This is a genomic window from Bacillus velezensis, from assembly GCF_001461825.1.
Lineage (GTDB): Bacteria > Bacillota > Bacilli > Bacillales > Bacillaceae > Bacillus > Bacillus velezensis.
This window is the reverse complement of the sequence record NZ_LLZC01000018.1, coordinates 299,776-313,232: the sequence shown is the minus strand read 5'-3', so window position 1 is coordinate 313,232 and position 13,457 is coordinate 299,776. Positions and strand designations below refer to the sequence as shown.

13 protein-coding genes are annotated in these 13,457 nt (G+C 48.9%); 2 read left to right on the top strand and 11 right to left on the bottom strand.

Annotated features, from left to right (window positions below):
• Positions 1-38 precede the first annotated feature (38 nt).
• The 5 genes from AR442_RS10245 to cotNH all read right to left on the bottom strand — a co-directional run bounded on the left by AR442_RS10245 (position 39) and on the right by cotNH (position 6,622).
• Positions 39-2,015 carry a S9 family peptidase gene (locus AR442_RS10245; RefSeq protein ID WP_014418793.1) on the bottom strand — a complete coding sequence of 659 codons (1,977 nt, stop codon included), beginning with the start codon at positions 2,013-2,015 and terminating at the stop codon, positions 39-41.
• Between the two features lie 103 nt (positions 2,016-2,118).
• Entirely contained in the window at positions 2,119-3,048 is a 930-nt protein-coding gene (gene thrB / locus AR442_RS10240) for a homoserine kinase (RefSeq protein WP_014418794.1), read from the bottom strand.
• The gene (thrC, locus tag AR442_RS10235; protein ID WP_014721762.1) at positions 3,045-4,103 is read right to left on the bottom strand and encodes a threonine synthase; all 1,059 of its coding nucleotides are present in this window, start codon (positions 4,101-4,103) and stop codon (positions 3,045-3,047) included. The genes thrB and thrC overlap by 4 nt, the downstream gene beginning before the upstream one ends.
• Complete coding sequence (locus AR442_RS10230) at positions 4,103-5,404, bottom strand: homoserine dehydrogenase (RefSeq protein ID WP_007613551.1); 1,302 nt, start codon at positions 5,402-5,404, stop codon at positions 4,103-4,105. Before AR442_RS10230 ends, thrC begins: the two co-directional genes overlap by 1 nt.
• Before the next feature lie 201 nt (positions 5,405-5,605).
• On the bottom strand, positions 5,606-6,622 hold the full coding sequence (cotNH, locus tag AR442_RS10225; protein ID WP_029973819.1) for a spore coat-associated protein CotNH: 1,017 nt from the start codon (positions 6,620-6,622) through the stop codon (positions 5,606-5,608).
• A gap of 153 nt (positions 6,623-6,775) precedes the next feature.
• Here cotNH and AR442_RS10220 point away from each other — a divergent pair, with 153 nt between their 5' ends.
• Positions 6,776-7,276, top strand: a complete 501-nt coding sequence (locus AR442_RS10220) for a phosphatidylglycerophosphatase A family protein (RefSeq protein ID WP_003151934.1) — start codon at positions 6,776-6,778, stop codon at positions 7,274-7,276.
• A 26-nt stretch (positions 7,277-7,302) separates the two neighbouring features.
• Here AR442_RS10220 and AR442_RS10215 read toward each other — a convergent pair whose 3' ends face one another.
• The 4 genes from AR442_RS10215 to lipA all read right to left on the bottom strand — a co-directional run bounded on the left by AR442_RS10215 (position 7,303) and on the right by lipA (position 9,957).
• Positions 7,303-8,073, bottom strand: a complete 771-nt coding sequence (locus tag AR442_RS10215) for a TIGR01457 family HAD-type hydrolase (RefSeq protein WP_007613557.1) — start codon at positions 8,071-8,073, stop codon at positions 7,303-7,305.
• 33 nt (positions 8,074-8,106) lie between these two features.
• On the bottom strand, positions 8,107-8,541 hold the full coding sequence (locus tag AR442_RS10210) for a DUF86 domain-containing protein (RefSeq protein WP_014418798.1): 435 nt from the start codon (positions 8,539-8,541) through the stop codon (positions 8,107-8,109).
• A 25-nt stretch (positions 8,542-8,566) separates the two neighbouring features.
• On the bottom strand, positions 8,567-8,842 hold the full coding sequence (locus tag AR442_RS10205; protein WP_003151928.1) for a YutD family protein: 276 nt from the start codon (positions 8,840-8,842) through the stop codon (positions 8,567-8,569).
• A 218-nt stretch (positions 8,843-9,060) separates the two neighbouring features.
• The gene (gene lipA, locus AR442_RS10200) at positions 9,061-9,957 is read right to left on the bottom strand and encodes a lipoyl synthase (protein WP_003151923.1); all 897 of its coding nucleotides are present in this window, start codon (positions 9,955-9,957) and stop codon (positions 9,061-9,063) included.
• 202 nt (positions 9,958-10,159) lie between these two features.
• On the opposite strand from lipA, the gene lytH reads away from it, so the two are divergent.
• A complete protein-coding gene (lytH, locus tag AR442_RS10195; protein WP_021493979.1) occupies positions 10,160-11,137 on the top strand; it encodes an L-Ala--D-Glu endopeptidase in 978 nt (325 codons plus the stop codon).
• 37 nt (positions 11,138-11,174) lie between these two features.
• Here lytH and yunB read toward each other — a convergent pair whose 3' ends face one another.
• Both yunB and AR442_RS10185 read right to left on the bottom strand, forming a co-directional pair.
• Positions 11,175-11,933, bottom strand: a complete 759-nt coding sequence (gene yunB / locus AR442_RS10190; protein ID WP_017419459.1) for a sporulation protein YunB — start codon at positions 11,931-11,933, stop codon at positions 11,175-11,177.
• 126 nt (positions 11,934-12,059) lie between these two features.
• Positions 12,060-13,454: a bifunctional metallophosphatase/5'-nucleotidase gene (locus tag AR442_RS10185; RefSeq protein WP_014418801.1), complete on the bottom strand. Its 1,395-nt coding sequence runs from the start codon at positions 13,452-13,454 to the stop codon at positions 12,060-12,062.
• Positions 13,455-13,457 lie beyond the last annotated feature (3 nt).

The window sequence follows — 13,457 nt, the reverse complement described above, 5'->3', positions numbered from 1 at the left end:
ATAAAACCAGGCTGCATGACAGCCTGGTTTTTTATTTATTACAAATAGTCATCAAACCATGAACAAATATAACGGATGCGTTTCATCCGCTGTTCCGGATGGCCGCTTCTCGACAGCTCATGCGTGGCTTTCGGAAATCGGATGAACGACGTCGTTTTGTTCAGTTTCTTCAACGCGGTAAAAAGCTGCTCGGCCTGCTCTATCGGACAGCGGTCATCTCGCTCACCGTGCAGAATCAAAAGCGGCGTCGAAACGCGGGACGCATATTTTACAGGAGAACGATCCCAAAGCTTATCCGCTTCCTCAAACAAATCATGTCCGAGCTGCCAGTCGGTAAAAAAGAAACCGATATCGCTGACACCGTGGAAGCTGAACCAATTTGAAATGGAGCGCTGCGTGACGGCTGCTTTAAAACGGCCTGTCTGCCCGACAATCCAATTCGTCATAAACCCTCCGTAGCTTCCGCCCGTCACACCGAGACGGCCGCTGTCAATAAACGGATACGCCTGAACGGCTTCATCCACCGCCTGCATGACATCACGGTAATCTCCGCCTCCGTAATCACCCCTGACACGATTGACAAAATCCTGTCCGTAGCCATGGCTTCCTCTCGGGTTGACATACACGACAGCATATCCTTGTGCGGCCAGCACTTGGAATTCGTGAAAATACGTATGGCCGTACATCATGTGAGGCCCGCCGTGTATGTATAGAATGAGCGGATAAGTTTGATCCTCTTCAAAAACGGCGGGCTTTAAAAACCAGCCGTTTACCGTCAGCCCGTCCTTTGTTTCATATTGCAGCTTTTCCGGCACGGATATGATGCGCTCCTCAATAAACCGATCATTGTCGGATGTCAATTGCTTCTCTTCCCCATCTTCGAGCGAAATGCTGTAAAGCTCGGAAGGCTGTGCGGGTTTGGCAATGACAGCGATACAGCTTTTCTGATCAGGATGAAAAGCAAAACCGTTCACATACTCTTCTTCTAATCGGATCGGATATACGAGGCCGTCAATCGAGATATAATAAATACCGGTGCTTCCCTGCTCGCTCCCGAGAACGTAAAATCCCTGCCCGTCGTTTGTCCATACCGGCCGGGGCGTCACTCCCCCTATGATTGAATCCGCAATCAGCGCATCGCTCAAATGAACATCCAGCATGTCGGTCAGGCAGGTGAGCCGCTCAGTTTTCACGTCGTACAGCCACGCTTTTTCTAAAGTCGCATTGCGAAATTCATTTTCATGGCCCAGCATCGCGATATAAGAACCGTCCGATGAAAACACGCAGGAACCGAAAGAACCGCGGTGCGGCGTAATCTGCTTCAGGCTTCCGTCCGCCAGATTCATCAGATAGACATCGCTTGGCTTTCCGGCGTCACCCGGCTCGCATAAATTGGCGGTAAACGCAAGCTGCCTGCCATCCGGTGAAAAGGCCGCGCCATAATGATCCGCTTCATGATCCGTCAGCTGCTGAATCTCCCCCGTTTCAAGATGAATCAGCACAAGCTGGGCCCAGCTTCCGTTCAGCAGGCCTTTCCCGTCACGTTTATATGTTAATGACTGAATGTCAACCGGCTCATACTCGTCATGCTTCTTTTTTTCTTTCTCATCGGCGCGCTCCGCTGATGTCAGACTGACGGACACAAGCACGGATCTGCCGTCGGGCGCCCATATCGGATCTGATACGCCCCAAGGAATATCGGCCGCCTGTTCCGCCTCTCCGCCGGCAGCGTCGATGATGTACAGCTGAGGGACGCCGTTCTCCCTGTCAGAAACAAAGGCGAGGCGCCGTCCGTCAGGCGACCACCGCGGACTTGTATTTCTATTGTCCCCGAAAGTCCACGGGTTTGAGATGCCTGATTCTGTGTCATATACCATAATGGCTGAGGAATAGGAATCACGCTTATGATTGACTGTTGTCCGGACGTAAGCGGCTCTTCTGCCGTCAGGGGCATATTGCGGGTCTGTCACGGATACGAGTGACGCAATGTCCTCCTCGGTTATGAGTTTTTTCAAATCGTTTCTCCTCCTTTTCTTTTTTATTTCGCTTCCCTAAATAAAAATCCTTCTCCAGAAAAAGAAAGCGTCCTTCTCTGATGGGAAGAACGCTTTTTTATCATTATACACTTTTCACCTGCTCTAAAGGATTCCGTTCAATTACGCTTCCTTCTGACGGGACGGTAAGCGCCGCAATCTCACAGTGCGGGAAATGCTCAGAAAGCTGTTTTCTCAGCTCTTCTCCCTTTCCTTTTTCAATCAGGACAAGAATCGTCGGTCCCGCTCCGCTCAGCGCCGTTCCGTAAGCGCCTTTCATTTCGGCCGCATGTTCCACCTTTGAAAGCTCAGGAACAAGCATGGCGCGGTACGGCTGATGGAGCATGTCTTTTCTCATCATTTTCCCGGCGAGCGCCCAGTCATTTGACATGATCGCAGCAACGAGAAGGTTGCTGACGGCGCTTGCTTTAACGGCGTGCCGGTACGGCAGCTCTTTCGGGAGCACGTCTCTTGCGTCCCTGGTCAGAACTTCGTAAAACGGAATCACTGCCACAACGTCGATATCCGCTTCGGCAACACGCACGATATGTGTTTCATCTTCTTCGTGAAGGCCGATCACAAGCCCTCCTGCAAGGGAAGCAGCGGCATTATCAGGGTGCCCCTCTTCAAGACTGGCTAAGTGCAGCTTGTCACTTTCCGACAGCTGCAGGCCGCATAACTCATCCGCAAGCTCAATGGCGGCGACGATAGCGGCCGCGCTGCTTCCGAGACCCCGCGCAAGGGGGATGTCACTCCACACTTTGACATGGGCGGGCGGCAGCTCTTTCTGATAGCGGTCAGCCGTCCGTTTGGCGACTTGATAGATGAGGTTGTCCGTTCCTTGAGGGATGCCCGCGACAGTTTCGGTTTCCGCCGAGAACTGCCATTCATCGTTTCGGAAAACCGAAAGCTTCAAATATCTGCTGAGCGCCATCCCGACGGAATCAAACCCAGGCCCTAAGTTGGCGGTGCTTCCCGGAACCGTAATGGAAAACAGCATCTCCGCCTCATTCATACACGCGCCGCTCCATTTAAGTATTCCAGAATACTGTCCTCATCTGTCGGCAGCGTGATCGGTTTTATGTCAGATACGTCTACAGCCGTGTTCGGATCTTTCAGGCCGTTTCCGGTCAAAACTGCGACAACCTTGCTGCCTTTTGGAATTTCACCGGATTTTACCTGTTTCAAAACGCCGGCGATGGATGCACAGGAGCCCGGTTCGGCAAACACGCCTTCTTCACGGGCAATCAGCTGATAAGCGTGAAGAATTTCTTCATCTGTGACTTCATCAATTTTTCCGGCTGATTCTTCCGCAGCGAGCACCGCTTTGTCCCAGCTGGCGGGATTCCCGATTCGGATTGCCGTCGCAACGGTTTCTGGATTTTTAATGACTTCGCCGCGGACGATAGCCGCAGAACCTTCCGCCTCAAAACCGCGCATCTTCGGAAGTCCGGTGCCGTTTTTCTCATGGTATTCTTTGAACCCTTTCCAGTAGGCCGTGATATTCCCCGCGTTTCCTACCGGGATCGCCAGAATGTCCGGCGCTCCGCCAAGCTGTTCGCATACTTCAAAGGCCGCTGTTTTTTGCCCTTCAATCCGGTAAGGGTTTACTGAATTCACTAATGCAATCGGTGATTTTTCGCAAATTGACCGGACGATGGCCAGCGCGTCGTCAAAGTTTCCGTCAATCGCAATGATTTCCGCACCGTACATGACGGCCTGCGCAAGTTTTCCGAAGGCGATTTTTCCGTCCGGGATGATGACGATGCATTTCATGCCGGCTCTCGCCGCGTATGCCGCAGCCGCGGCGGATGTGTTGCCTGTAGAGGCGCACATGATGGTATCATTGCCTTCTTCTTTCGCTTTGGCGACCGCCATGACCATGCCGCGGTCCTTAAAGGACCCCGTCGGATTAACGCCCTCTGTTTTCACATGCAGTTCAATTCCGAGCTTTTCAGAAAGCTTCGGCAGGTGAATCAGCGGCGTGTTGCCTTCATGTAATGTCAGGGCCGGCGTCCGATCCGTCACCGGCAGAAATTCTTTATATTGATGGATAAGTCCTTTCCACATTAGCTCCAACCGTTCCCTTCTACGCGATATGTGCTTTTTACTTCTTGTACGACTTCGAGGTCATTTAAGTTTTGCAGAATGTCACTGAAATCTTCTTCCGATGTATGATGCGTGACGATGACGATTTCCGCGAGGTCGTCGTGGCCTTTGATCGGCAGCTGCAGAATTTTTTCAAAGCTTACGCCGCGCTCTGAGAAGGCCGATGTGATTTTTGAAAAAGAGCCGACCTGGTCTTTGACGTGAATTCTTAAAAACTGCTGGGCATAGATATCAGACGGCTGCTTCAGATTTCTTTCAAACTGCGGGGCGACAAAGCTGTTTCCGTTTACGCCGAGACGCATGTTTTTCATGACCGCGACCAGATCGGAAACGACCGATGTCGCAGTCGGCATGCTTCCGGCTCCGGGGCCGTAAAACATCGTTTCGCCGACGGCTTCTCCGTACACGTAAACGGCATTGAACTCGTTATGCACCGCAGAGAGCGGATGATGATCCGGAAGCAGTGTCGGCTGAACGCTGACTTCGATTTTATTGTCATCACGCTGGGCGATGCCGATCAGCTTCATCGTATAGCCGAGCCGTTTGCTGAAGCTGATGTCTTCATCCGTGATCCGGGAAATTCCTTTTACTTTGACATCGTCCAGATCAACGTCCATAGAGAAGCCGAGACGGGCTAAAATCGCCATCTTGCGCGCGGCATCGAGCCCTTCTACATCGGCGGTCGGGTCCGCTTCCGCGAATCCGAGATCCTGCGCTTCTTTCAGCACTTCCTCATACGGGCTTTTTTCTTTAATCATTTTCGTTAAGATGAAGTTCGTCGTTCCGTTGACGATTCCCATCATTTTTGTGATCCGGTCAGAGGAAAGGCCTTCTTCGAGCGTGCGTAAAATCGGGATTCCGCCGGCGACACTCGCTTCATAATACAAGTCACAGCCATTTTCCTTTGCGGCGGCTAAAAGCTCTGAGCCATATACGGCGATCAGATCTTTATTTGCGGTCACAACATGTTTTTTCGCTTTCAAGGCGTCAAGAAGATATTGCTTCGTCTGTTCGACACCGCCGATGACTTCAATAATCACGTCGACCTCAGGGTCATCGATTACATCATAGACTTCTGTCGTCAGCACTTCTTTCGGCAGGTCTGCGTCTCGTTTTTTATCAATATCTTTAACTAGCACTTTTTTGATCGTCACCGGACAGCCGACCTGGTGCATAAGCTTATCCTGATGATCTTGTATAATTTTGACGACACCGCTTCCCACGGTTCCCAGTCCTAACAGTCCAATACGAATCGCTTCCAAAGAGAAACTCCACCTTTCTTCCTTTTGTCCACTAGAAAAGGACAATTGTTAACCCTTCACAGACATTTAAGTTACAAATATTATATAAGCCCGCATTTGTTTTGACAAGCGGCTGAATATTGTTTCTACAGCTATGAAAACGCTTAACACACTGATATGACAAGATTCCCTATTTTCTAAATATTTTTACGTCATATTTTCTTACGAACTGATTCCTTTTCCGAGCCACGCCACAGGCGGGACAAAAACCTGCGCCGACCTGACATTCATCATGTCGTGACATGTCTGTAAAAACTGTTCATAGCGGGTGCAGTCGGCAAGAATGTAGTCAAGCTGCTCTTCGTAAAACTGTTTTTCAGAATCATGAGAAATGTAATAGCTCTCCACCGTCTCGAAGAAATGGAGCGGAAACAGCAGGCGGCTGTAAAACAGGCGCTTGGAAAAGGAGGATAACGGCGTAACTTGCTCATATTCCTGCAGAAACAAAAACCCATCTTTGAGCAGGTCGTCACGATGATACAAATATGTGCTGCGCATATATTCCGCAATATCACGGGCGGCATGGTCGAATACCCAATCGCCCGGAATGCGGATCAATGATTCCTCCGACCAGGTATCCCGTTCCATCCGCTGATGGCAGATTGTCCCCGAGTCTTCTGCGCCGGGATTGTCATCCAACTCCGTATCCACTAAATATTGAATGGCGTTTTCCGCTAAACCTGAATAATAAGGAAATGCTTCGATCATTTTCTTTTCGAACGGTTCAAGCGGAGACATATGAATTTTCTGCATCCAGAATGATTCCAGCTGATCCACCCGTTTTCCCCATAAGTCCTTCCATTGGCCGATCCTGCCCGCTTCTTTCACTTCGTACGGAAAACCCCGCCCTTTTCTGTGAAATTCGGCAAGCTCCCCTCCGACAGAAAACGACCGGTTTGAGACGGGAATCGGCGCTTTTAAGAGCGCATACGTTTTGCCTTCGTCCTCAAAGGTCAGTTCTCCTTCCTTCGTAAAGATAAACACTGAAACGTATGGGTCACTTTGTTCTTGTAAATACTGACTCATGTAGTAAAGCTCCGTCAGCTCTGATTGCGAAAACCCGGAGACGGGAATAATAAGAAAGAAGGAATTTGGCGTCTGGAAGCATTGGTATTTCTGATAAACGGAGAGCTGTCTGACGTGGATGCCGTATTTTTCTTTAATGATGCTTTTCATCATAATCACCTGCCTGAAAAATTAGAGCTATTCACATCGTAGTCATACGCCGGCGGAATTATGAATACATATTGTAATCCTTTGAATAAGTGGAGAAACATCGTACACATCGGAAGAGTGTTGTATAAACTAGTAAAAAAAGATTGGGTGAAGCAAATGTCAGAAAAGGAACAACTGAATCAGGTGGAAGCTGTCGCCAGGGCGCGTTTAAAAGAACGGGGGGTTGAGACGGACGATATTGCCGAGCTGGTGTATTTCCTTCAAAAAAAATATCATCCTGATTTGACGATGGAGGTATGCAGGCTCAATGTGGACCGTGTCATCGCAAAACGCGAGGTGCAAAACGCCATTTTAACGGGAATAGAATTAGATGTGCTCGCCGAACAAAAAAAGCTGTCTGAACCGCTTCAGACCATTCTGGCGATTGATGAAAGCCTGTATGGGGTTGACGAGGTGCTCGCCTTCTCTATCGTGAATATATACGGCTCAATCGGCTTTACAAATTACGGCTACATTGACAAAGAAAAACCCGGCATTCTCGGGCGGTTAAATGATAAATCTACGGGCGAATGCCATACGTTTCTTGATGATATCGTCGGCGCAATCGCAGCAGCGGCTTCAAGCCGGCTTGCTCACAGCGCCAGAAATACAGAATAAGGACGGCCGTCATGGCCGTCCCTTTTTTATAGATGTTCAATCCATTCGGTTAAAGAGTCAATCGCATATGTCGGCTTCTGGTCGTAATCTGCCATATGCTCACGCTTTGTCACTCCGGTATGAACCAGCAGCGTATCCATGCCCGCATTGATGCCGGCCATAATATCCGTGGCATAGTTATCGCCGACCATGAGTGTTTCGGAAATATCCGTTCCGAGCACACGCATCGCCTGTTCCATAATAATGGATTCAGGCTTGCCGATAAAGACAGGCTCAACGCCCGTTGACACCGTCAAAACGGATGTGAGCGAACCGTTCCCTGGTAAAAGCCCTCTTTCAGTCGGAATGGCGACGTCGCCGTTTGTTGAAATGAACCGGGCGCCGTTTCTGATCGCAAGGCATCCCGTTGCCAACTTTTCATATGTAATGCCGCGGTCGATTCCCACAACGACAAAGTCCGCGTTTTCTTCTCCGAAGCTCAGCCCGTTTTCTTCAATGGCCTGACGGATGCCTTCTTCGCCGATCACATATACCGACGCGTCTTTTTTCTGCTGGGCGATATGCTGCGCAGTCGCCATGCTCGTCGTGAAGACCTGCTCTTCAGATGCCGGAATGTCAAAGCTCATCAGCTTGTCCGCCACCTGCTTCGGCGTCCGGGAAGAATTGTTCGTCACGAATAAATACGGAATGCCGCGCGCTTTAAGCGTTCTCACAAATTCACACGCTTCTTCGATTTTTTCCGTCCCGTTGTACATTGTGCCGTCTAAATCTATCAAATATCCTTTATAATCCTTCATACTCAACACTCCTGTGGATTTTCTCACTCGTTGTTATTTAAATGCGGAAACAGGCCCTAATTCTGTTTCCAGGTAGGTTCTTACACGGGCCGGAAAGGCTTTCAGCACATCTCTGTTTAACGTGATCAGCGTTAACAGCTCCTGATGGTCGGCGTGCTGATATTCCTGGACAAGCTGCTTTCTGGAAGAGATCAGTTGCTTCAGCTTATTTCCTTCATCCTCAGCTACCACCTTTTCATCCGTCAGAATATCCATGATGTCGTCATAACTCCCCGGATCGCGCATGATAAAGCCGTCAATCATATCATTTCCGACATCGAGAATGCATTCGATCATAAGATGGCTGATCCGCTCAAGCGCCCTTTTTTCGATTTCGCTCTGCCATGCAGGCGTGCTGTCAAACAGCGCCAGCTGGGTCTCAAAAAAACGGAGTGTTTGTTCGATATTATTTCTGTCAACAAAATACACGTGACAGCATCCCCTTCTGCATCAATTATTTTCTGATTCGTTTTAAAACAAAATACGCGCAGCCGAAATTGCAGTATTCGTAAATGTATTCGTCCAATGTGCTGATTTTCGTTTCAAAGGTTGCTTTTTGATTCTGGTCATCAAAGAAGCCTTTGAGCCGCAGCTGACTGTATCCCCAGTCTCCCACAATGTAATCATATTTATTTAATATGTCCGAATAGCGGGCTTTGAACGCTTCTTCATTAAAGCCGTTTTTAAAATCGTGTACGAGTTCAAACTCGGCATTTTGAATAAGAATCATGTCTTCACCTCTTTTATCACTCTTTACTATCATAATTCATTGACTTCTGTCCATCAATTGCAAAATGAGACGGTTCGGACGGACGGAAAAATTTTCCCCTTTTATATCCAGTGTAGCGGTTCTGACGATCCTTATTCAAGAATGACTTTTTCCCTGCACAAAAAGCTCCATCACAAAAAACCCAAAACCTGCGGCGTTTTGGGTTTTTTCGGCTTATCTTATGCTTGGGCCTGGCGTTTTTTAGACGCTTCGTTCACTTGTTCATCCGCATGGTAGGAAGAACGGACAAGCGGGCCTGCTTCACAGTGGCTGAAGCCTTTTTGCATTGCGATTTCTTTCAGTTCGGCAAATTCGTCGGGATGATAATATTTTTGGACTTTTAAATGTTTTTTCGACGGCTGCAGGTATTGGCCGATCGCCATGATGTCGACATTGTTCGCAAGCAGGTCGTCCATCACTTCAATAATTTCTTCCTTCGTTTCGCCGAGACCGATCATAATGCTTGATTTCGTCGGGATGTCAGGCTGCATTTCTTTCGCACGGCGCAAGAATTCCAAAGAACGGTCATATGTTGCGCGGGCCCGGACTCTCGGTGTCAGGCGGCGGACGGTTTCAATGTTGTGGTTCAGAATATCAGGACGGGTATCCATTAATGTTTTCAGGTTGTCGTAATTTCCGCCCATATCGGATGGCAGCACTTCAATTGTCGTGAACGGGCTTTTTCTGCGGATCGCCCGGACCGTTTCCGCAAAGACGCCTGCTCCGCCGTCTTTCTGATCATCACGCGCTACGGCCGTGATGACGGCGTGTTTTAAATTCATCAGCGCGACGGAATCAGCTACGCGTTCCGGTTCCTGCAGATCCAGCTCAGTCGGCAGACCCGTTTTTACAGCGCAGAAGCGGCATGCTCTCGTACAGACGGAACCGAGAATCATGAACGTCGCCGTACGTCTGACAGCCCAGCATTCATGGATGTTCGGGCATTTTGCTTCTTCACATACGGTATGCAGATTATTTTCACGCATTAATTTTTTCAGACCCGTATAGTTTTCATTCGTGTTCAGCTTTATTTTGAGCCATTCCGGCTTTCTCAGATGCTCGTCTTTCTTTGCCATTTCCCCATCATCTCCATTATCCCTTTATTCATGTTCGTGTGCGAAAAATTTCTATTTCACGATGGATATAAAACTTGCGGATTTCTATTCAATAGTCACTTTAACATAGGAAAAATTTCTCGACAAGGGAAGAGAATTACTTACATTTTCTCGGATTGTTGCCGCAAACTATTTGTATTCAATCCTGAAAGGAGATCATGTTGTGAAAGTTCTGTTATCTGCTCTTCTCCTTTTATCAGTTTTCTGTCCGGCTGCAAGCGGGAAAGAACAATCGGCTCCTGTTTACGGCGAACGGATGCAGTTGTACCGCAAAGCCGAAGCAGTCACGCAAATTCCTTGGTATGTGCTTGCGGCGGTTGACCAATATGAAGAAAATGTCCGCTCGAACCGAAAGGATCTGCCGGAAAAAGCGGGAATCATCAGCATTTATATTCCGGATCATTTGTGGAGCGGCCCTGAAAATCCAAATCCTAAGGACGATGCGCCCCTCAGCATTAAAGTATTTGACGGGATCGGCCTGGACGGCGACGGCGACGGAAAAGCCGAGGTAAGCAATGATGAGGACATTCTTTATACATTTGCTCAGTATTTAGCGGGATTCGGAACGGATCTTGACCATATCCGCATCGGCCTCTGGAATTATTACCGCCGTGATCAGACGGTCGGCATTATCACCGAATTCATGACACTGTTTAAAACGTTCGGCCGCCTTGATCTCGGAGAGCACGCTTTTCCGCTTCCCGTGAAGACGGACTACAGCTACCGCAGCACATGGGGCGCCGCAAGGGGTTTCGGCGGGCGCCGGATACACGAAGGAACGGATCTGTTCGCTCGTTACGGGCTCCCCGTCAGATCGACCTGCTACGGCATTGTTGAAATGAAAGGCTGGAACCGTTTCGGCGGCTGGAGAATCGGCATCAGGGATATCAATAACACGTATCACTACTTCGCTCACCTGAACGGCTTTGCAAAAGGTGTGCATAAAGGCCAGATCGTCAAACCCGGAGAGGTGATCGGCTCTGTCGGCAGTTCCGGATACGGACCGCCGGGCACCGCGGGAAAATTTCCGCCGCATCTTCACTACGGGATGTATAAAGATAACGGCAGATCGGAATGGTCTTTTGATCCGTATCCTCATTTAAGGGCATGGGAACGTAAAGAAATCCGCAGGAAAAAGTAAACACACAGCCGCCAGGAAAGATTGCGGCTGTGTGTTTTTATTTATCTTTCTTCTGTTTTTCATTCGGCAGCTGGACGGAAGGCGTCACACCTGACCCGCCGCTTCCGTTATAAAACTGCGGCACCTCTCCTTGAATCGCTTTAATGGAGACCGGAATATTATTTGTCACGACTGATGTCTTACTGGCAAACGGAATAATGACCTTCACTTTTATTTCCACAAAGATGCTGATATCGATCAGGGCATTGTTAATGCCGTACGGCTTTATTTTTGTTTTCACATCAGTTAACGCATCACCGATCAGGTTAAAGCGCACGGGGATTTTCGGCCCCAGATTTCCGAGAATGCTGTTTCCCGTGACCTGCCCTAAAGGGATGTTAATCATAATTTCATCGGCCGTTTTCGCGTCTTTTTCCGTTTCATGCTGCTTATTGTTCGACTCCGCTTCCTTCAGATGAGCCTGAAGCTGCTTTGTCACTTTCGCCTTCATACTGTTGACCATTTGTGTATTAAAATCCATCGTTGTGACTTTTCCGTTTTCATCCGTTTTCATATCGACCATATCTTTTACATTGTCGCTGTGAGACATGTATTCTTCAATGGATTCCGTAATGACCTCTGTTGCCACCCGTTTGGTTTCCATTTCTCCTATGTTCATCAGCACCGGTTTGATTGAGGAGTTGATCATCCAAAGGCTGATGACCGTCGATATGATAAAAAAAGCAAACGACAGAAGAAGCACATATCGAAAAGGCAAAGGCCCTCTCTTGCGAAGAGCGCTCCGGTATCTAGGCAAGAAAAATCCCCCCTTACATATCACAATGTATGCTTGTAAGAGGGGACATAGAATTTTATTTTTACTCTTAAAAAGTCCCGCTTACCTTTACTCGGATGAGATGGAACGGCGGGCAGCTATACGACATTACGGCTGCCGCGCGAGCTTCCAGGCGAGCAGATCCCTTAAAAACTCAGGCATAAAGTATTGTTTTTCTTTTGAATCGCGGATGTAAGGGAACAGCTTTCCGAGTGTAAACATGTCGAGAACGGCAACCGAGTATATCCGCTCCGGATCAATCTCTTCTCCGTTCACTTTCACATTGAGGAGATGCGTCACACCGTCTTCAAGAATGCCGGCCTCTGCCTCCGCTCCGGCATATACCATCCTGCCCATCACTTCCCCGCGGAAGCCGAGACCTTTTATCCGCAGCTGCTCCATTTGTTCCGAGGCGGCCTGGCTGATTGTTTCCTGGAGTTCCCTGCCTGAAAGACGAACGGCCACCGGATTGATCGGATGAGGGCAGATGCGGTGCAGGTCAAGCTTTGTGACAGGCCCCTTCTGTAAAGGCCCCAAAATGACGCCTGAATTCACCATGCTGACTTCACAGCCGCACCAGCTTTTCAGCGCTTCGGCTAATAGAAGCGGGAGCGGCGATTCCTCAAACCACTTCACGCCGGCTTCTTCATTCAGGTTGGCGACTTGTTCGGAGAGCAGGTTTTCCGCTTCCCTTTCTTTCTCTTTCAGAAAAGCCGCCGTATCTTCAGATTCCCCGTGCCAATCAGCCATTTTCTGTACAGATGCCTGTTTGCTGACAATGGTTCGTGATTCACTTTCTATCGTCAGCTCGACACAGCCGACATAGTTCCCGTATTTCTCCGCACATGCAAGCAATACACCGTTTATGTCCTGTCCGTCCTCAAGAAGGTGGTGCGTATGTGATTCAAGAATGACATCGATGTCGGGAAATTTTTCCGCTGCGGCCCGGTCATCGATCAGGCCTAAATGAGAAAGCAGAATGATGATATCCGCTTTGCCCTTGATATCGTCAAGTGATTCTTGAATGCTTTTTTCCGCATCCGTCACCGTCCAGCCTAGTTTTTGATAGACGGGATAATACGGCACCGTGACGCCCAGTATGCCGGCGGTCATCCCGTTTTTCAGCGTTTTGATCACGTAGGGCTCGGCCCATTCCGGCCGCTGTCCGTCCGCGTCAAACAGGTTGGACACAATGACGGGAAACGCGGCATGGGTATATAAATCCGCCAGCTCATCGTGAGGCAGCGTAATTCCTTCATTATTCCCGACGGCAGCCGCATCAATCTCAAGCCGATTTAACAAGTCGACATTCGCTTTGCCGAAGGTCGCTTCCGTTATCATTTGGAATCGGTCCATATGATCGCCGATGTCGAATACGAGTGTTTCCTCCCCGTCTTTTTCATGTTCATTTCTCTTCTGCTCAATATAATGTACGATTTTCGGCCAATTTTCGAAATGGCTGTGCAAATCATTCGTATGATATAAACGGAGCTTCTCTAACATACC

What these genes read in the sequence shown, in the direction of transcription:
- thrB (WP_014418794.1), bottom strand. Translation starts at nt 3,048, where the DNA reads ATGAATGAGGCGGAGATGCTGTTTTCCATTACGGTTCCGGGAAGCACC.
- thrC (WP_014721762.1), bottom strand. Translation starts at nt 4,103, where the DNA reads ATGTGGAAAGGACTTATCCATCAATATAAAGAATTTCTGCCGGTGACG.
- cotNH (WP_029973819.1), bottom strand. Translation starts at nt 6,622, where the DNA reads ATGATGAAAAGCATCATTAAAGAAAAATACGGCATCCACGTCAGACAG.
- AR442_RS10220 (WP_003151934.1), top strand. Translation starts at nt 6,776, where the DNA reads ATGTCAGAAAAGGAACAACTGAATCAGGTGGAAGCTGTCGCCAGGGCG.
- AR442_RS10215 (WP_007613557.1), bottom strand. Translation starts at nt 8,073, where the DNA reads ATGAAGGATTATAAAGGATATTTGATAGATTTAGACGGCACAATGTAC.
- AR442_RS10205 (WP_003151928.1), bottom strand. Translation starts at nt 8,842, where the DNA reads ATGATTCTTATTCAAAATGCCGAGTTTGAACTCGTACACGATTTTAAA.
- lipA (WP_003151923.1), bottom strand. Translation starts at nt 9,957, where the DNA reads ATGGCAAAGAAAGACGAGCATCTGAGAAAGCCGGAATGGCTCAAAATA.
- AR442_RS10185 (WP_014418801.1), bottom strand. Translation starts at nt 13,454, where the DNA reads ATGTTAGAGAAGCTCCGTTTATATCATACGAATGATTTGCACAGCCAT.